Origin of the sequence: Micromonospora palythoicola, from assembly GCF_036689795.1 — a bacterium.
Taxonomy (GTDB): domain Bacteria; phylum Actinomycetota; class Actinomycetes; order Mycobacteriales; family Micromonosporaceae; genus Micromonospora; species Micromonospora palythoicola.
On the sequence record NZ_JBAGKI010000005.1, the window covers coordinates 93,671 to 111,637 of the forward strand.

General features: G+C 70.7%; 12 protein-coding genes and 2 tRNA genes. 2 read left to right on the forward strand and 12 right to left on the reverse strand.

The window, feature by feature from the left end:
* Positions 1-48: 48 nt before the first annotated feature.
* The 3 genes from V5O40_RS03870 to V5O40_RS03880 all read right to left on the reverse strand — a co-directional run bounded on the left by V5O40_RS03870 (position 49) and on the right by V5O40_RS03880 (position 2,538).
* Positions 49-681: a GAP family protein gene (locus V5O40_RS03870; RefSeq protein ID WP_332904173.1), complete on the reverse strand. Its 633-nt coding sequence runs from the start codon at positions 679-681 to the stop codon at positions 49-51.
* Between the two features lie 162 nt (positions 682-843).
* The gene (locus tag V5O40_RS03875; RefSeq protein ID WP_332904174.1) at positions 844-2,223 is read right to left on the reverse strand and encodes an MFS transporter; all 1,380 of its coding nucleotides are present in this window, start codon (positions 2,221-2,223) and stop codon (positions 844-846) included.
* 54 nt (positions 2,224-2,277) lie between these two features.
* Entirely contained in the window at positions 2,278-2,538 is a 261-nt protein-coding gene (locus V5O40_RS03880; protein ID WP_269740538.1) for a hypothetical protein, read from the reverse strand.
* Positions 2,539-2,690: 152 nt separating this feature from the next.
* On the opposite strand from V5O40_RS03880, the gene V5O40_RS03885 reads away from it, so the two are divergent.
* Positions 2,691-7,235: an HAD-IC family P-type ATPase gene (locus V5O40_RS03885; RefSeq protein ID WP_332904175.1), complete on the forward strand. Its 4,545-nt coding sequence runs from the start codon at positions 2,691-2,693 to the stop codon at positions 7,233-7,235.
* A 151-nt stretch (positions 7,236-7,386) separates the two neighbouring features.
* Here the strand turns inward: V5O40_RS03885 and V5O40_RS03890 are convergent, their stop codons facing one another.
* The 3 genes from V5O40_RS03890 to V5O40_RS03900 form a co-directional block, all read right to left on the reverse strand.
* The gene (locus tag V5O40_RS03890; RefSeq protein WP_332904209.1) at positions 7,387-8,340 is read right to left on the reverse strand and encodes an L-threonylcarbamoyladenylate synthase; all 954 of its coding nucleotides are present in this window, start codon (positions 8,338-8,340) and stop codon (positions 7,387-7,389) included.
* Between the two features lie 78 nt (positions 8,341-8,418).
* Positions 8,419-8,787, reverse strand: coding sequence for a hypothetical protein (locus tag V5O40_RS03895; RefSeq protein WP_332904176.1), 369 nt, complete (start codon positions 8,785-8,787; stop codon positions 8,419-8,421).
* Positions 8,788-8,904: 117 nt separating this feature from the next.
* Positions 8,905-9,477: a DUF3592 domain-containing protein gene (locus tag V5O40_RS03900; RefSeq protein ID WP_332904177.1), complete on the reverse strand. Its 573-nt coding sequence runs from the start codon at positions 9,475-9,477 to the stop codon at positions 8,905-8,907.
* A 135-nt stretch (positions 9,478-9,612) separates the two neighbouring features.
* On the opposite strand from V5O40_RS03900, the gene V5O40_RS03905 reads away from it, so the two are divergent.
* Positions 9,613-9,978, forward strand: coding sequence for a hypothetical protein (locus V5O40_RS03905; RefSeq protein ID WP_332904178.1), 366 nt, complete (start codon positions 9,613-9,615; stop codon positions 9,976-9,978).
* 154 nt (positions 9,979-10,132) lie between these two features.
* Here the strand turns inward: V5O40_RS03905 and V5O40_RS03910 are convergent.
* The 6 genes from V5O40_RS03910 to gyrB form a co-directional block, all read right to left on the reverse strand.
* A tRNA-Ala gene (locus V5O40_RS03910) sits at positions 10,133-10,208 on the reverse strand.
* Positions 10,209-10,245: 37 nt separating this feature from the next.
* Complete coding sequence (locus V5O40_RS03915) at positions 10,246-10,374, reverse strand: DLW-39 family protein (RefSeq protein WP_210936323.1); 129 nt, start codon at positions 10,372-10,374, stop codon at positions 10,246-10,248.
* Between the two features lie 44 nt (positions 10,375-10,418).
* A tRNA-Ile gene (locus V5O40_RS03920) sits at positions 10,419-10,492 on the reverse strand.
* Between the two features lie 362 nt (positions 10,493-10,854).
* A complete protein-coding gene (locus V5O40_RS03925; protein WP_332904179.1) occupies positions 10,855-11,766 on the reverse strand; it encodes a DUF3566 domain-containing protein in 912 nt (303 codons plus the stop codon).
* 4 nt (positions 11,767-11,770) lie between these two features.
* Positions 11,771-15,550 (reverse strand): intein-containing DNA gyrase subunit A, encoded by a 3,780-nt coding sequence (gyrA, locus tag V5O40_RS03930; protein ID WP_332904180.1) that lies wholly within the window; start codon positions 15,548-15,550, stop codon positions 11,771-11,773.
* A gap of 126 nt (positions 15,551-15,676) precedes the next feature.
* Positions 15,677-17,623, reverse strand: a complete 1,947-nt coding sequence (gyrB, locus tag V5O40_RS03935; protein ID WP_332904181.1) for a DNA topoisomerase (ATP-hydrolyzing) subunit B — start codon at positions 17,621-17,623, stop codon at positions 15,677-15,679.
* Positions 17,624-17,967 lie beyond the last annotated feature (344 nt).

The window sequence follows — 17,967 nt, forward strand, 5'->3', positions numbered from 1 at the left end:
CCGCTCGACGGAACGACCCGACCGCGACGTGACCGGCTGTGAGCGGACTCACTTCGCCAGGTCGAGCACGGTGAGCACCACGAAGAGCCCGATGACCGCCTCGCTGACCAGCCAGGAGTGGCTGTTCGCCCAGTCCCGGATCCGCGGCAGCAGCACCGCCGCCCGGCGGCCGAGCAGCAGCAGCGCCAGCAGTGGCAGGGCGAGCAGGGCCAACGTGAGCAGTACGAAGGGCAGCAGGTGCCACCACGGCAGGTCGTGCCGGGCGGCGCTGGCGCCGACGGTGGCCATGGTCAGGTCGTCGGAGGGCATCCCCAGGAACAGCAGCAGGCCCACCTTCGCCGCGTACCCGGGGCTGGCGTGCTGGAGCTGACCCATCCACCGGGGCGGCCCCGAATGCCGGCGGAGGAACACCACCACCGCCAGCACCGCGAGCAGCACCAGCACGAACCAGTCGATCCACCGCTCGACGGTGCCCCGGCCCGCACCGGTGAAATTGATCTTGAATAGATGGACCGCCAGCCAGGCCAGCGTCGTGCCACCGAGGACGACGAGCGCCGCACCCGCCAGATAGCCCAGCGAGGCGGCCCGGGGCCGGTCGGACGAGGCGAAGAAGACCGCCGCCACCAGTTGCGTGCCGGCGACCATCACCACGGCCAACGGCAGCAGCGTCAGGAAGGTCATCGCCAGCCCATCCTGCCGGCTACCCCGACCGCGCACGGCCGGTTCCGCGATCCACCCACCACCCGGCCCGGGTCGGCAGGCCCTTCGCCCGGTCGGACCGACACCGCTCCCAGCAGGCACCCGGCCCGGTCGAACCGACACCGATCGGCAGGCACCCGGCCGTCAGACCGATACCGGACGCGGCGTCGGCACGACCCGACCGGCGAGCAGGGCACCGACCAGGGCGAGTCCGGCCGCCACGGCGAGAGTCAGCCCGTAGGCGAAGCGGCCCGGTGCCGCCCCGGCGGCGAGCACCGCACCGGTCAGCGCCAGCACCGTCGCCGACGCGAGCGAGTCGCACAGTTGCAGCGACGAGCTGTTGCGCCCCTGTTCGCCGGGAGCCGACAACTCCAGGGTGAGCGCCGACAGCGACGGAAAGAGCAGGCCCATGCCGAGCCCGGCGACCGCCCAGCCGAGAACGCCCACCCACACCGGCACCGCCGGGACGACGCAGCCGCCCACCACCGCGGTACCGGCCGTGATGCAGGTGAGGCCGGCCCTCGGCAGCGTGCCCCGGGACCTGGGCGACTTCATCCGCGCCTGCAACCACGAGCCGAGCGACCAGGACAGCGCCCCGGTGGTCAGCACCAGCCCCGCCGCCGTCGGCGTGAATCCCCGCTCCCGCGACAACATCAACGGGATCACCACCTCGGCACCGACGAACGCGGCCGAGGCCAGCCCGCGCAGCCCGACCACGGTGGGCAGGCCGCGACCGGCGCGCAGGAACCCGGCCGGCAGCAGTCGCGGAACGCAGCTCAGCATGCCGACCAGGGCGATACCGACCAGCGACGCGGCGGCGACGCCGCGCTGCTGACCCCCGATGTGCAACAGTGCGGCGCTCACCCCCGCCCCGCAGGCCCAGCCGATCCGCGCCAGCGCCCCGACGGAGCGGCGGACCGGACCGGCCACCCCGATCGACCGCAGTCCCGGATGGATCAACAGCACCGCCGGCACCGCCACCGCCGGCACCGCCAGGAACACCCACCGCCAGCCGACGTGCTCCACGACCAACCCCGCCACCACCGGACCGACCAGCGACGGGACCACCCAGGCCGCGGCGAACGCGGCGAAGATGCGGCGGTGCAACCGCTCCGGGTACGCCTGCCCGACAATCACGTACAGCGCCACCGACAGCAGGCCCGAACCGAAGCCCTGCACGATCCGACCCACCACCAGCGTCGCCATGTCGGTGGCCGCGCCGGCGAGCAGCAACCCGGCGACGAACCCGGCGAGACCTGCCCACATCGGTGCACGCGGACCCCGCCGGTCACACCAGATCCCGGAGAGCACCATCGCCACCACGCCGGCCGCGAACGGGCCACCGAAGGCGATCCCGTACAACGCGAGACCGTCCAGGGCCCGGGCGACCGTGGGCATGGCGGTGCCGACCGCCAACGCCTCGAACGCCAGCAACGAGACAAGCGCCACGCTGCCCACCGTCATGGCCCGCAGTCGAGGGGCGAACAGCGACTCGGCGGGTAGCGGGGACGGGGCGATCAGCATGGGGCAAGCCTCGGACCTCAACCCGCCTTCAGGTCAAGGGTGACGCGGCTTACCTCAGGCCGACTCCAGCGCCTCGCCCAGCCCTTTGGCCAGACCGGACAGGTGCTGGTCGGCCAGCAGGTGCCCGGCCGTGATCACCAGCGCCAACGGCCACTCGATCACCTGGAGCGCGGTCAGCACCCCGATGCCGGCGTAGTAGGTCAGCTTGTCGGGTGGCGGCACCGCGACCTCCCCAAGCAACGGCACGTTCACCCGGCGGGTGAACATCTGCAACGACTCCCGGGTGCCACTGAGCTGTCGTGTCAGCGCACTCATCTCGCCTCCCCCTACCGTCTACGCCCACCTCGGATTCCTCCGCCGCAGCCGTCCATGCCCGGCCGAGCAGGAAACTTTTCCCAGCTCTGCGGGGCATAAGGGACGTCCGGCCGGGAAGCCAGGCCGCCGGGCACGAACGGTGGGAGGCGGAGATGCGGTTTGGCGCCGTCGGAGTACCTCCGGTGGTGGAAGCCGCCTCCCGCCGCGTGGGTGCCACCGCGACCCGGTTCGCCCGGGCGGCCGGGCTGAGCAGCCGGCGGGTCTGGTCCCGCCCCGGCCGGCACCACATCGAGGTCCACGGTGTCTGCCAGGACGGCGGCGACACCCTCGCCCGCCAGGTCGAGACGGCGTTGGAACGCATGCCGGGAGTCACCTGGGCGCGGGTGAACGCCCCCTCCGGCCGCGTGGTCGTCGCCGTCGACACACCGGGACCGAAGGTACGCGAACTGGTCGCCACCATCTCCCGCGTCGAACGGACCTGCCCACACGAACCGGATCCGGAGATCCCACCGCCGCACCCACCCGAGGAGGGTCCACGAACCCCCCGGACCCTCGGCGCCCTCGCCTCCGACGCACTCGGCCTGACCATCTCCGCGGCCACCCGGATCCTGCCCGTCACCCCGGTTCCCGGCGAAGTCTCCGGACTGCTCAGCGCCATCGACCTGCACCCGAAGCTGCACGCCCTCGCCGGTCTGGGACTACGTCGCGACCCCCGCGCCGACATCCTCTTCCCCCTCGCCGAGGCGGTGGTGCAGGGCCTGACCGGCGGCTGGACGGGAATAGTGCTCGACGGCGCACAGCGGATCGTGCAGTGGGGGGAAGGGCTGGCCCAGTTGCGTGCCTGGGAGAAGGCCGAACCCCGGCTCACCGGCGACCCGGAACGCGCCGTCGCCCGTACCCCCGGCTTCGAGCGGCCCTGCCCCAAGCCCGACGGCTCGGTCGAGCGGTACATCAACCGGATGCTCGCCGGCGGCGCTGCCGCCTTCGCCGCGGCGACGCCCGTGGTCGGCCCGAAACGAGCCGCCGCCCTGGGCCTGTCCGCGCTACCCAAGGCGCCCGGCAGCGGGCGCGAGGGGTACGCGGCCCAACTAGGCCGGATCCTCGCCCGGCGCGGCGTCATCGCGATGGACCGCAGCGTGCTGCGCGAACTCGACCGCATCGACACGCTGGTCCTCGACGCCCGGGTCCTCGGCTCCGACCGGGGTGTCCTGGCCGACCTGGCTCCGTTGCCCGGCGTCGACACGTCCCAGGTCGCCGCCCAGGCGTTCACCCTCTTCGAACCGACCGCACCGCACGACGTACACCAGCTCGACGGCTGGCGGCTCGGCCCGCTGGACCGGCTCGACGTGCCCGACCCCGGCGACACCGACGACAGCCGACGGCTCCGCGCCCGCGGCGGCACCCTGCTCGGCCTGGCCCGGGCCGACGCCCTCACGGCCGTGCTGCGGGTCGAAGCGGAGCCGGCACCCGGTGTCGAAGCCCTCCCGGCCGTCGCCCGGCAGGCCGGCCTGCGACTCGTCGTGGCCGGCGGCGACCCGCAGCGGTACGCCTCCGCCGACGCGCTGATGCCCGGCGACGACCAGCTCACCGAATCGGTACGCGCCCTGCAACGGGAGGGCGCGGTGGTGATGCTCGTCTCCGGCGACCGCTCGGCGCTGGCCGCCGCGGACTGCGGCCTGGGCCTCGCCGACCCCGACGATCCACCGCCCTGGGGGGCACACCTGCTGGTCGGCACCGACCTGCGGGTCGTCGCGCTGCTCATCGAAGCCGCCGGGGTGGCCCGGCGGATGACCGCACAGAACCTGCGCATCGGACTGGCCGGCACCGGCCTCGGCGCCCTCGGCGCCTTCACCGCCGACCCGGCCCTGCTGCCCGGCCGTACGCTCGCCTCGGTCAACGGCGCGGCGGCGCTGGCCTTCGCCCACGGAGTGTGGCGGGCCGGCCGGTTGACCGAAGCGACCGCAGCCCCCGCACCCGCGATCACCGCCTGGCATCTGATGCCGGTACCCACCGTCATCGACCAGCTCGGCACCGGCCGCGAAGGGTTGACCGAGACCGAGGCCCAGCGGCGACACTCCGCCCGCCCGGGTGAGGCCGCCGGCCCCGGCGGGCTGCTGCGCGCCTTCGTCGACGAACTCGCCAACCCGCTCACCCCGGTGCTCGCCGCCGGCGCGGTGCTCTCCGCCAGCTTCGGCTCGCTCGTCGACGCCGCCCTGGTCGGCGGGGTCGTCGGAGCGTCCGCACTGGTCGGCGCGGTACACCAGCGCAACACGGAGAAGTCGCTGGCCGAGCTGCTGTCCCGCTCGGCGGTGACCGCCCGGGTCCGCCGCGACGGCGTCGAACGGGTGGTACCCGCCGACGACCTCGTCCCCGGCGACGTGATCGTGCTCGAATCCGGCGACGCCGTACCCGCCGACTGCCGGGTGTTGACCTCCGTCGGACTGGAAGCCGACGAGTCCTCGCTGACCGGCGAGTCGCTGCCGGTCGCCAAGACCGACCAACCGGTGGTCGCCGCCGCCGTGGCCGAGCGCTCCTCGATGGTCTACGAAGGCACCAGCATCGCCGCCGGCCGTGGCGACGCCGTGGTCGTGGCCACCGGCGCGGACACCGAGGCCGGACGCAGCCTCGCCCTGGCCGGGCAGGCACCACCGGTCAGCGGGGTCGAGGCCCGCCTGGGCAAGCTGACCCGCACCGCCATCCCACTGGCCGCCGGGTCGGCGGTCGCGGTGGCCGGCGCCGGGCTGCTGCGGGGCGTACCGCTGGCCCAGACGGCCGCGACCGCCGCGAACCTGGCCGTCGCCTCGGTGCCCGAGGGGCTGCCGTTCCTGGTCAGCGCCGCCCAACTGGCCGCCGCCCGGCGGCTCGCCGAGCACGGTGCGCTGGTCCGCAACCCACGCACCATCGAGGCACTGGGCCGGGTCGACGTGCTCTGCTTCGACAAGACCGGCACCCTCACCGAGGGGCACCTGATGCTGGCCGGGGTGGGTGACGCCGACTCGTACTCCCCGCCGGAACACCTCGACGACCGGCTGCGACGCACCCTGGCGGCGGCGTTGCGGGCCACCCCGGCCGCCGACGACCCCGAGGAACTCTCCATGCAGACCGACCGGGCGGTGCTGCGGGGCGCCCGCGCCGCCGGCGTCGGGGAACACGACGGGGCGGCCGGCTGGCGGGCCGTCGGTGGTCTGCCGTTCGAACCGTCGCGCGGCTACCACGCCAGCGTCGGCGAGACCGACAACGGGCTGCTGCTCAGCGTGAAGGGCGCACCGGAGGCCGTGATACCCCGCTGCTCCGCGAACCGCGTCGGCGGACGCGACGAACCGCTCGACGACGCGGGTCGCGCCGAACTGCACCGGCTGCTCGGCGAACGGGCCGGTGCGGGACACCGCATCCTCGCCGTCGCCGAGTGCACCGTCGCCGCCCCCGACGTCACCGACGACGTCGTACGCGGCCTGGTCTTCACCGGTTTCCTGGCCATCGCCGACGGGGTACGCGCCAGCGCCGCGCCGGCCGTCCGCCGGATCCGCCAGGCGGGCGTGCACACCATCATGATCACCGGCGACCATCCGGCAACCGCCGAGGCGATCGCCGCCACCATCAGCGACGGCGACGCCCAACGGGTGGTCACCGCCACCGAACTCGACGAACTCGACGACGTCGCCCTCGCCGAACGGCTGGCCGGCACCGACGTGGTCGCCCGCTGCACCCCGGCCCACAAGGTCCGCATCATCCAGGCGTTGCAGAAGTGCGGTCGTACCGTCGCGATGACCGGCGACGGCGCCAACGACGCCCCCGCCATCCGGCTGGCCGACGTGGGCATCGCCCTCGGCCAGCGCGGCACCCCGGCGGCGCGTGCCGCGGCCGACCTGGTGGTCACCGACGACCGGCTGGAGACCATCATCGCCACCCTGGTCGAAGGCCGGGCCATGTGGTCCTCGGTCCGCCACGCGCTGAGCATCCTCGTCGGCGGCAACCTCGGCGAGATCGCCTTCAGCGTGCTGACCGCCGCCGCCACCGGCCGGGCCGCCCTCAACGGACGCCAACTGCTGCTGGTCAACCTGCTCACCGACCTGGCACCCGCACTGGCCATCGCCGTACGGCCACCGGCCGGCGACCACGCCGACGGGCTGCTCCGCGAAGGACCGGACAGCTCACTCGGCCAGACCATGAACCGGGAGATCGGGTTGCGCGCCGCCGCCACCACCCTCGGCGCGACCACCGGCTGGACGCTCGCCCGCTACACCGGCACCCGCCGACGCGCCGGCACCGTCGCCCTGGTCTCCCTGGTCGGCACCCAACTCGGTCAGACCGTGCTGGCCGGCGGCACCAGCCCGACCGTGCTCGCCTCGACCGCCGCGTCCTTCGGCGTGCTGGCCGCGGTGGTGCAGACCCCCGGCCTGAGCCAGTTCTTCGGCTGCACCCCGCTGGGGCCGGTCGGCTGGACCATCGCCACCGGGTCCGCGCTCGGCGCCACCCTCGCCAACGGCGCCCTCACCCGCCTCGTCGCACGCTTCCCGCAGGCCGACGGCGAACAGACGAACGGGCGGACCGATGGCGACCATGAGACCGAGCAGACGGACGACGAGCGGACGGCCGAGCAGGCGGACGGCGAGCAGGCGGACGGCGAGCACACGACCGAGGGGGCTGGTGGCATCAAAGCCGGCACTCTCGCACGGCCCCGGCCCGTTTCCCAGTAGCGGAGTCGACACGGTTGGCCCGGACGGACGACACCACACTGCGCACGGAGCGTGATCGTTGCCCGGCCGGTCGCTTGCCCGTCGCTGCTTCCTCGCCAGGCCACCGTCGTCGCGCCAGGCACCAACCGCGCCGAGGGTGCACCAAGCGGCGTCAGGTGGCGGGATCCCAGGTGGCCGCGGCGCGGCGCAGCCGGTCGTTGACGGCCCGCCCCACACCGGTGTCCGGTACCGGCTCCACGACGATCTCGGTCACCTTGGCGGCGTCCAGTCGATGCAACGCGTCGAAGAGGCGGGCCGCCGCCTCGGTCAGGTCACCGGAGGCGGAGAGCACCTCCACCGCCGCCCAGTCGCCCGCCGGCCCGTCCCGGAACGCCAGATACCCACGATCCGCACCCGCCGACTCCGCGCTCGACACCAGCCGCAACGGCGTACGTGGCGCGTAGTGCGCGGCCAAGGTGCCCGGTGCTACCGGCTGCCCCGAGCTGCCCGGCCGCACCGTCACCGGCCCGGTCACCTTCTCCAACTCCTCCACCGGCAACGCACCGAGCCGCAGCACCACCGGATGATCCCCCCGGGCGTCCACGATCGTCGACTCGATCCCACAGCGGGTAGGCCCGCCATCGAGCACCAAGTCCACGGCCGCACCCAGCCCACGCACCACGTGCTCGGCACGGGTCGGACTGAGCTGGCCGAACCGGTTCGCGCTCGGCGCGGCCACCGGAACCCCGGCAGCGGCGATCAGCCGTCGGGCGTGCTCGTGATCCGGTACCCGCACCGCCATGCTGTCCAGCCCGGACGTCACGATCGGCGGAATCCTTTCCGGTCGGTCCACGATCAGGGTCAACGGCCCCGGCCAGAACCGGGCGGCCAGCGCCGCCACGGCCGGCGACACCGGACCCACCAGCGGTTCCAGATCCGCCGCGTCTGCGAGATGGGTGATCAGCGGATCGAAACTCGGCCGCTGCTTGGCCTCGAAGATCCGGGCCGCCGCCCGCGCGTCCAACGCGTTCGCGCCCAGCCCGTAGACCGTCTCCGTCGGAAACACCACCAAACCACCCGTACGCAACACGGCAGCCGCCTCGCCGAGGTCACCATCGGCAGGCAGGACACGAGGAGATCCGATGCTCACGCTCCGACGCTAGCCTGCCGCGAATGCCAACCCACTCCGCCCCGCACCAAGTGCCTACATCTCCTCCGGAGCAGGCCGAAGCAGGCCCAGCTGCGGATCGAAGCAGACAAGTCCACGCTCAGCGGCGATGCGTGCGGCACCGGCAGACACTTCCGTACAACGGCTGTACACCATCGGAAAGTAGATGAACGGTCCCGATGCCTCGCCGATCAGCGGCCCCGTCGACCACGGGCTATCGTCGTGTTCGTCCTCGGTGAGGTCGATCCACCGCTCAAGCAGGGCATCGACGTAGGCTCGGATGCGCGGCGTCGGTGGGAAACCGCCCTTACCGACGAACCTCTCATGGAGTGCCTCGAACGTGGCCAGCGCTGCGGCGTTGTCAACGGGCCGGTCACCTTCCCACACCGCCAGGTCATAGCTCATGCGGCGGAGTGTGCCAGCCAGCAACGACATTCGGGGTGCCAGACGGTGCCGCGAGGATTGGGTCGACGGCCACCTCGCTCGAAAGCTGCACCGGCGCGGCGTTCGCCTGCCGGCCCGCTATCGCCGTGCGCCGAGCCGAGGCACGGGATCGCGACGGCGCCACGCGTCTGCCTCGTTTCGCAGCCGGCTCCAGTGTCGCCGCAGCCACCAGGCGTAAGCCATTGCCAGCACAACGCCGCCGACGAAAAGGAAGATCGTGGGGAGCAACCCCGGTTCGTTGCCCGACAGGTAAGCGTTCCCCATCGGGTCGGCACGGTCGTAGATCACGTCGACCTTCTCCCCGACGCTCGGCTCGGCCCAGAAAGAGTGGCTGGCCCAGGTGGTGACCTCGTCCCCGCTCCGGGTGGTGAAGCCGACCGACGCCCACGAATTCCGACCGTGCAGCTCGCGCACCGTCCCGACCGTCCGCTCACCCCGCTCCGTCATTGCGATTCGATGCTGCAGGTTCCCGAGCCCGCAGTAGACGACGACCAGCACCAGCAACGCGCCAAAGGGAACGCCGAGGGCCGGGTGCCGGAGCCAGTAGCCGGGACGCCATCGGCTGCGGGACTTTCGCTCGACCGGGCTGACCGACTGCCCGATGGTCCATGATTGCGTCCCTCGTGCACGCCGCCGGTACCGCTTAGCCACGCCGCCTCCCCGGGACGTCTCCCTTGGGTTATTCGCGCCCACGGTAAATCGCAGCGCAAAGCCTTCGCCTGGTCTGCGGGCTGGTGCCCGGGGCAAGTGGGCCGGAGGCGCGCCGTGACTCGCTATCCTGCTGCGATGCGGGCCGTGGCGGAGAGATCAGTGGGTAGCAGCCGGTGGGCATGGGCACTCGTATCGGCACAGGTAATCGTTGTACTGGCTTACGGCTACGCCGTAGTCGCGTACTTGGTCACTGATGCCGACTATTTCCCCGAGCAGGCCCCTCCCGCTTGGTCGTGGCCGGCCGTCGTTGTGGTCGGCATCGGCTTCGTCCCGACGCTGCTCTGCCTGCTGTTGGCGTTGCCGTTGCTGGCTTCGGCCGACTTCCGGGCTGTGCATCGTCGGTGGCGGTTGCTGGGCACGGTCAGCGCCGCCAGCATTTTGATGCTGCTTGTCATGGCGACACCGCCCGGCTGGGAGCTCTTCGACTGGTACGTCGGGTAGCACCCAGCCGCACTCAGTACGTCCGTTCACTTGATTCGCGCCGCTGCCCACTCCAAGTGCCACCGTGAGGCCGCTGAGCGGTTCTCCTCGTCGGCAGTCGTAGACGTGAACGGGAGTGGCTGTACTCGGACCAGAGATCAACCAAGGAAAGTGCTGGTGGAGCCCAGGGGACTCGAACCCCTAACCCCTGCCTTGCAAAGGCAGTGCTCTGCCAGTTGAGCTAGGGCCCCGTCGCGGCGCTGCCGCCGCAGGTCGGAGCGGACGGTGTCAGCGCAGGTCCGGCGAGGTGGTCGCCTCGTGCCAGAGGGCGCGCTCGTCGTTGGCTTCCTTGACCTTCTTGGCCACCACCGCGGCCACGCCGACGACACCGACCAGGATCAACAGCTTCTTGAACATCGGGGCTGCCCCTCACGCTCGACGTGCCGTCGGACCATGTGCGGTGGGGCTAGCTGGAATCGAACCAGCGACCTCAGAGTTATCAGCTCTGCGCTCTAACCGACTGAGCTATAGCCCCGCGTAGCGACGAGCAAGGTTAACCCATCCGCCCAGCGCCCCCCAAATCGGGGCCAGGCCTGCCAGCCACCCCACGCCGCCCCCTGAACCTACCCGAGCAGCAGGGCCCGGTACACCGGGTTATCGCGCCCGCCACGACCCCGACGGGACCCCTCCCACCGGATGCGGCATCCCGCGCAAACCCCGCCGCCGGAGACCCCACATGCGGCATCCCGCGCGGATCCAGCCGTCGACCCCACGCGGACCTGGCCGCCGGGGACGTCGGCACGTGGCGTCCGCACCGGCAGAGCCGGCGCCATTGGTACGCAGACGCCGGCCCGCACCACCGTGAAGGGCTGGTGCGGGCCGGCGTCGAGGATCGGGTCAGTCCCGCTCGGCGAGAGTCAGCTCGATGCCGCCGACCAGGTCGGCGCAGACGTTGTAGACGAACGCACCGAGGGTGGCCAGCGCGGTGAACAGCACGACGTTCACCAGACCGATCAACGCCGAACTGAAGATCACACCACGTGCGGTGATCTGGAAGCCCTCCGTGCCCTGCCCGCCACCCGCGTTGACCAGGTCACCGAGGCTGTCGTTCACGCTGCTGAACACACCCATCGCGTCCAAGGCAAGGTACAGCACCGAGGTCGCCACGACGATGACGATGAACAGCACCACCGACACCGCGAAGGCGAACTTCATCACCGACCACGGGTCGATCCGCTTGAGGTTCAGCCGGGCCCGGCGCGGCCCGCGCGAGGCGGCCGAGCTGACCGAGGTACGCGCCGCGCGTACCGCCTCACCGACCCGCGCGGCACCCACCGCGGAGCTGACCCCCGGCGGCAGCCCACCACCGTTGGCCGGGCGGCCGAGCCCGAACGGCCGGGTGGCGTCCGGCTTCGGACCGACCCCGGTCACCCGGGGCTGGGTGCCGGTCGTGCCGGTGCTGGCCGCCGGCAGAACCCCGGTGGTGCCCGCCGAAGGCTTGCCGGCAGGAACAGCCGCGGACTGGGTAGGTGACGGCTTGCTCAGGGGGCTTGTGCTGGCCTCCGTGGCGCTGCCCCCCTCGGTCGACTTCGCCTCGGTGGCGTCACCCTCCGAGGCGTCTGTCGGCTTGTCGGGCGGTGGGGCCATACCGGGAGCCCGGGTGAATTTCGGGGCAGGCGCGTCGGCAGGGACGGTGGCCCGGCCCACGGCCGCGCGGCCGGTCGGTGGCGTGCCGCTCTTCGCGGCCTCCTCGTCGACCGGGTTGGCCGAGGTCCCCGCGTTCCCCGACTTCGCCTGTGTCTCCGTCATTCAACTAGTCCTGTTCGTCAGGCTCGTCGGCATTTCGAGCAATCGCCACGATAGTCACGCCGTCCGGAAGGTCCATCAGCTTGACCCCCATTGTGTTCCGGTCACGCGTACGGCGTACAGGCTTCACCGGAGTCCGGATGACGCCACCGTTGCTGGTGATAGCGAACAGCTCATCGTCCGGGTCGATCACGACAGCGCCGACCAGACCACCGCGTCGCTCGGTGATCTTCGCAGTCAGCACACCCTTACCTCCCCGGCCCTGCACCGGGTATTCCTCGATCGGGGTACGTTTCGCGTACCCGCCGTTCGTGGCCACGAGGACGTCCAGACCCTCCCGGACGACCTCCATGGCCAACAGCTCATCTTCCTCACTGAAGCGCATGCCGATCACACCGGAGGTCGCCCGACCCATCGGGCGCAGTGCCTCGTCCGTGGCGTTGAACCGGATCGCCTGGGCGTTCTTGGAGACCAGCAGCAGGTCGTCGGTGGGGCCGGCGAGCGCAGCACCGACCAGCTCGTCCTCATCGCGCAGGTTGATCGCGATGATGCCGCCGGACCGGTTGGAGTCGAACTCCTCAAGCCGCGTCTTCTTCACCAGGCCGTTCTTCGTCGCCAGGACCAGGTAGGGAGCCACCTGGTAGTTCGGAATCTCGATGATCTGTGCGATCTGCTCGTCCGGTTGGAAGGCGAGCAGGTTGGCCACGTGCTGCCCCTTGGCCACCCTACTGGCCTCCGGAAGCTCGTACGCCTTGGCCCGGTACACCCGCCCCTTGTTCGTGAAGAACAGCATCCAGTCGTGCGTCGAGCAGACGAAGAAGTGGCTGACGATGTCGTCCTGCCGCAGCGAGGCGCCACTGACGCCCTTGCCGCCCCGCCGCTGCGAGCGATAGAGATCGACCTTGGTCCGCTTGGCGTACCCGGTCCGGGTGATCGTGACGACCACGTCCTCCCGGGCGATGAGGTCCTCCATCGAGACCTCACCGTCGAACGGAATGATCTTGGTGCGTCGCTCGTCGCCCCACTTCGCGACGATCTCCCCCAGCTCCTCCGAGACGATCCGACGCTGCCGCTCCGGCTTGGCCAGGATGTCCTTGAGGTCGGCGATCTCGACCTCCAGCTTGGCCAACTCGTCGAGGAGCTTCTGCCGCTCCAGCGCGGCGAGCCGACGCAGCTGCATGTCCAGGATCGCGGTGGCCTGGATCTCGTCGATCTCCAGCAGCCGGATCAGACCCTGCCGGGCGTCCTCCACCGTCGGCGAACGCCGGATCAGGGCGATCACCTCGTCGAGCGCGTCCAGCGCCTTGGCCAGACCGCGCAGGATGTGCGCCCGCTCCTCCGCCTTACGCAGCCGGAACGCCGTCCGCCGCCGGATCACCTCGATCTGGTGCTCGACGTAGTAGCGGATGAACTTCGCCAGGTTCAGCGTGCGTGGCACCCCGTCGACCAGCGCCAGCATGTTGGCGCCGAAGGTCTCCTGGAGCTGGGTGTGCTTGTAGAGGTTGTTCAGCACCACCTTGGCGACCGCGTCGCGCTTGAGCACCAGCACGATCCGCATGCCGGTACGCCCGGAGGACTCGTCGCGGATGTCGGCGATCCCGCCGAGCTTGCCCTCCTTGATCAGCTCCGCCATCCGCTCGGCCAGGTTGTCCGGGTTCACCTGGTACGGCAGCTCGCTGACCACCAGCGCCGGCCGACCCCGCTTGTCCTCCTCCACCTCGACCACGGCCCGCATCCGGATCGAGCCACGACCCGTGCGGTACGCGTCCTGGATCCCCGACTGCCCGACGATCAGACCGTGGGTGGGGAAGTCCGGGCCCTTGACGATCTCCAGCAGGGCTTCCAGAGTGGTGGCCTCGTCGGCCTCCGGGTTCTCCAGGCACCACTGCACCGCCGCGCCGATCTCGCGCAGATTGTGCGGCGGGATCTTGGTGGCCATGCCGACCGCGATGCCCTCGGAACCGTTGACCAGCAGGTTCGGGATCCGCGACGGCAGGATGGTGGGCTCCTTGGCCCGGCCGTCGTAGTTGTCCTGCAGGTCGACGGTGTCCTCGTCGATGTCCCGCAGCATCTCCATCGCCAGCGGGTCGAGCTTGCACTCGGTGTTGTGGCTGACGAACCCGTCGGAGACGAACGAGTGATCGTCGGTGTCGACCCGGATGCTGTAGACCGGCTGCACACCGGCGTCCGCGACCTCGGCCACCTCGGCGTAGTAGAAACGCCCGTCGACAAGCGGCTCGACCACGTCGAGCACCTCGACGTTGGTGATCCGCGCGGCGATCTCCTCGCGGTCCCGCTCCCACCGCTCGACCCGGTCCACGTTGTGCCGGCGCAGCCAGTCCCGCTCGGTCCACCGGCTGGCGCCGTGCTCGCGGATGAAGTCGCCGACCAACGGCACGTGATCGCTGGAGAGGGCGGTGCTGCTCGCCGGCACCGAGGCCAATTCGGACTCCAGCTTGGCCTGCTTGCGACCCAGGAAGCCGACCTGGGCGGCGAAGATCCGTGCGTCCCGGCGGTTGGTGACGACGACCTTGATCTCGCCGCTGTCGTACCGGCACTGCCGGCTGATCACACCGAACTCCAGCAGCAACTGCTGCACCTCGCGGGCGAGCCGCTCACTGCGGGTGGAGTACGAGATCTGGATGGTGTGGCGCGGCAGCAGCGAGGACGACCCGTCGCCCTCGAAGATCGCCTGGAGGAAGGCCCGCTTGATCGCCGCCGGCCCCTGCCAGACGAACTCCGGCACGAACTTGTCAGCGCTGCGCGCCCCGATCATCTCGCCGAGCACGCTGGCCCGCAGCGCGGTGAGGTCTTGGACGTCCAACTCGTGCAGCCTGCTGCCCGAGGCGATAGTCCGCTCGCTGACGTAGCGGGGGCCGCCCACCGCCAGGTCGTAGGCGGCAAGCACCCGGACAAAGAACTCGCGATCGACGTTGTTGAAGCCGGCGCGGCTCTCGGAGACCCAGCCCTCGCTGACGAAAGCACCCGCAAGGAGTGCGGCTTCGACGTGCTCAAGCATCGGGTAGCCGATCTCGTCCGGCACGCTGCGCTGGAGCACCACCCGGTCACCGGGGGAGATCTCGGCGAGCAGCTTCCAGAGCAGGGTCGGCACGCCGGCCACGTCCACCAGGCAGAGCAGCGGGTGGTTGTGGGTGCCGGTCAGCTCGTACCCCTCGCGGGTGCGCAGCCGCAGCGTCGGGTGCTCGCCGGAGTGGAAGAACTTCGAGGCGTGGACCAGGTCGCCGTTGCGGTCGCGGACCTTGAGGTCGATGTCGGTCTCGCTGCTCGACGCGGCGCCCGGCACCACGTCGCCGATCCGCACGCTTCCCATTGCGGTACGAATACGGGCATCTGCCGTAACGCAATATCTCATGGCCGCGGCCGGATCATTTCCGGGCGAGCCGAAGTTGCCGTTGCCGTCGACCAGGGGGTAGCGCAGCGACCAGGGCTGGGCCATCCGGACCAGCGCGTCGTAGATGGGCGAGTCGCCGTGCGGGTGGAACTGGCCCATCACGTCGCCGACGACCCGGGAGCACTTCACGTAGCCCCGGTCCGGCCGGTAGCCGGAGTCGAACATGGCGTACAGGATCTTGCGGTGGACCGGCTTGAGCCCGTCCCGGACGTCCGGCAGTGCCCGCCCGACGATGACGCTCATCGCGTAGTCGAGGTACGAGCGCTGCATCTCCACCTCGAGCCCGACCGGCTCGATCCGGTCGCGCGAGACGACGGCGGCCAGCGGCTCGGGGACCTCGGGCGTGTCAGGTGTGGACTCGGGGGAATCGGTCACTGTTAACCCTTATCAGACTGAGTGTCGCTTTTGCGCTGTGGATAACGGCTGTGGATACCGGCCAAGCTGTGGATAACTCTGTGGACCCGTACCGGGCCGGAACGCTCCGGCCCGGTACGGCGTCCGTCAGATGTCCAGGAAGCGCACGTCCTTGGCGTTGCGCTGGATGAACGAGCGGCGCGCCTCCACGTCCTCGCCCATCAGCACGCTGAACAGCTCGTCGGCGGTTGCCGCGTCGTCCAGGGTGACCTGACGCAGCGTACGGGTGGCCGGGTTCATCGTGGTCTCCCACAGCTCCGGGTAGTTCATCTCGCCGAGACCCTTGAACCGCTGGATGTCGTCCGGCTTGGCGCTCGCCTTCTTCTGCTGGCGCAGCGCGATCAGCCCGTCGCGCTCCCGGTCGGAGTACGCGTACTGCGCGTCGTCGCCCTTCCGGTTCCACTTGATCTTGTAGAGCGGCGGGGCGGCGAGGTAGACGTGGCCCAGTTCCACGAGTGGGCGCATGAAGCGGAACAGCAGGGTGAGCAGCAGCGTCTGGATGTGCTGGCCGTCGACGTCGGCGTCGGCCATCAGCACGATCTTGTGGTACCGCAGCTTCTCGATGTCGAAGTCGTCGTGGATGCCGGTGCCGAGCGCGGTGATCAGCGCCTGCACCTCGTTGTTCTTCAGCACCCGGTCGATCCGGGCCTTCTCCACGTTGAGGATCTTGCCGCGGATCGGCAGGATCGCCTGGGTACGCGGGTCGCGTCCCTGCTTGGCCGAGCCGCCGGCCGAGTCGCCCTCGACGATGAACACCTCGGACTCGCGCGGGTCGGTGGACTGGCAGTCGGCCAGCTTGCCCGGCATCGAGCCGGACTCCAGCAGCGACTTGCGTCGGGCCAGCTTGCGGGCCTGCTGGGCGGCGATCCGGGCGCGGGCGGCCTGGGAGGCCTTGGTGATGATGATCTTCGCTTCGGCGGGGTTGCGGTCCAGCCAGTCGACCAGCCGGTCGTTGCAGACCCGCTGGACGAAGCTCTTGACCGGCGTGTTGCCGAGCTTGGTCTTGGTCTGGCCCTCGAACTGCGGGTTGGTCAGCTTGACCGAGATGATCGCGGCGAGGCCCTCGCGGATGTCCTCGCCGGAGAGCTTCTCGTCGCCCTTGAGCAGCTTCTTGTCCGCACCGTAACGATTGACGACGCTCGTCAACGCCGCTCGGAAGCCCTCCTCGTGGGTGCCGCCCTCGTGGGTGTTGATGTTGTTCGCGAAGGTGTAGACCGACTCGCCGTACGACTCGTTCCACTGCATGGCGATCTCGAGTGACATGCCCTCTTCCTCGGCGCCGTACTCGATCACCGTCTTGTGGATCGGGGTCTTCGAGGCGTTGAGGTGCCGGACGAAGTCGGCGATGCCGCCGTCGTACTTGAAGGTGACCTCGCGGAGCTTGCCCTCCTCGCCCTCCGCGACCCGCTCGTCCAGCAGGTGGATGGTGAGGCCACGGGTCAGGAAGGCCATCTCCTGGAGCCGGCGGTAGATCGTCTGGAGGTCGAAGTCGACGGTCTCGAAGACGTCCGGGTCGGGCCAGAACGAGACCGCCGAGCCGGTGCGGTCGGTCGGCTCGCCCTTCTCCAGGGCGGTCGGCTTGGAGTGGTGGTACTGCTGCCGCCACACGAAGCCGTCCTTGTGGATCTCCACCGCCATTCGGGTGGAGAGGGCGTTGACCACGCTGACGCCGACGCCGTGCAGGCCGCCGGAGACCGCGTACGCCTTGCCGTCGAACTTGCCGCCCGCGTGCAGGACGGTCAGGGCCACCTCGACACCCGGCTTCTTGAGCTTGGGGTGCAGGTCGACCGGGAAGCCCCGGCCGTTGTCGGTGACCCGGACGCCGCCGTCGGCGAGCAGCACCACGTCGATGGTGTCGCAGTAGCCGGCCAGCGCCTCGTCCACCGCGTTGTCGACGACCTCCCACACGAGGTGGTGCAGACCGCGTTCGCCGGTGGACCCGATGTACATACCGGGCCGCTTGCGGACCGCCTCCAGCCCCTCGAGGACGGTGATCGACTCGGCGCCGTACTGCTGATTTTCCTGCGCTGCCACCCTCGGCCACTTTCTCGCGCCCGGCGCGCCACGGGGCACGTCGAACGCGGGTTCGGCGGACGGACACGACGGCGGCACGCGGACCGGCACCGGGGACAATCCGGGGTACGGGCCGAACGCGCCGGTCGCCGCGGTCGCCCGCGGATCGCGATCGGCTCGACCCGAGTCGGACGTATGATCGCGGGCCCGCACCGGACCCGTGACCCGTCACTCCGCACCGGGTCTTCGTCTCACGCCAATCTTACTGTGCGCGGGCGATAGAACCACTACTCGGCACCCCTTCGCAGGGTCTCAGATCTCCGTAGCGGGCCGAATCGCGCTATCCGCGACTCCCCCTACACGCC

What these genes read in the sequence shown, in the direction of transcription:
- V5O40_RS03870 (WP_332904173.1), bottom strand. Translation starts at nt 681, where the DNA reads ATGACCTTCCTGACGCTGCTGCCGTTGGCCGTGGTGATGGTCGCCGGC.
- V5O40_RS03875 (WP_332904174.1), bottom strand. Translation starts at nt 2,223, where the DNA reads ATGCTGATCGCCCCGTCCCCGCTACCCGCCGAGTCGCTGTTCGCCCCT.
- V5O40_RS03880 (WP_269740538.1), bottom strand. Translation starts at nt 2,538, where the DNA reads ATGAGTGCGCTGACACGACAGCTCAGTGGCACCCGGGAGTCGTTGCAG.
- V5O40_RS03885 (WP_332904175.1), top strand. Translation starts at nt 2,691, where the DNA reads ATGCGGTTTGGCGCCGTCGGAGTACCTCCGGTGGTGGAAGCCGCCTCC.
- V5O40_RS03895 (WP_332904176.1), bottom strand. Translation starts at nt 8,787, where the DNA reads ATGAGCTATGACCTGGCGGTGTGGGAAGGTGACCGGCCCGTTGACAAC.
- V5O40_RS03905 (WP_332904178.1), top strand. Translation starts at nt 9,613, where the DNA reads ATGCGGGCCGTGGCGGAGAGATCAGTGGGTAGCAGCCGGTGGGCATGG.
- V5O40_RS03915 (WP_210936323.1), bottom strand. Translation starts at nt 10,374, where the DNA reads ATGTTCAAGAAGCTGTTGATCCTGGTCGGTGTCGTCGGCGTGGCCGCG.
- V5O40_RS03925 (WP_332904179.1), bottom strand. Translation starts at nt 11,766, where the DNA reads ATGACGGAGACACAGGCGAAGTCGGGGAACGCGGGGACCTCGGCCAAC.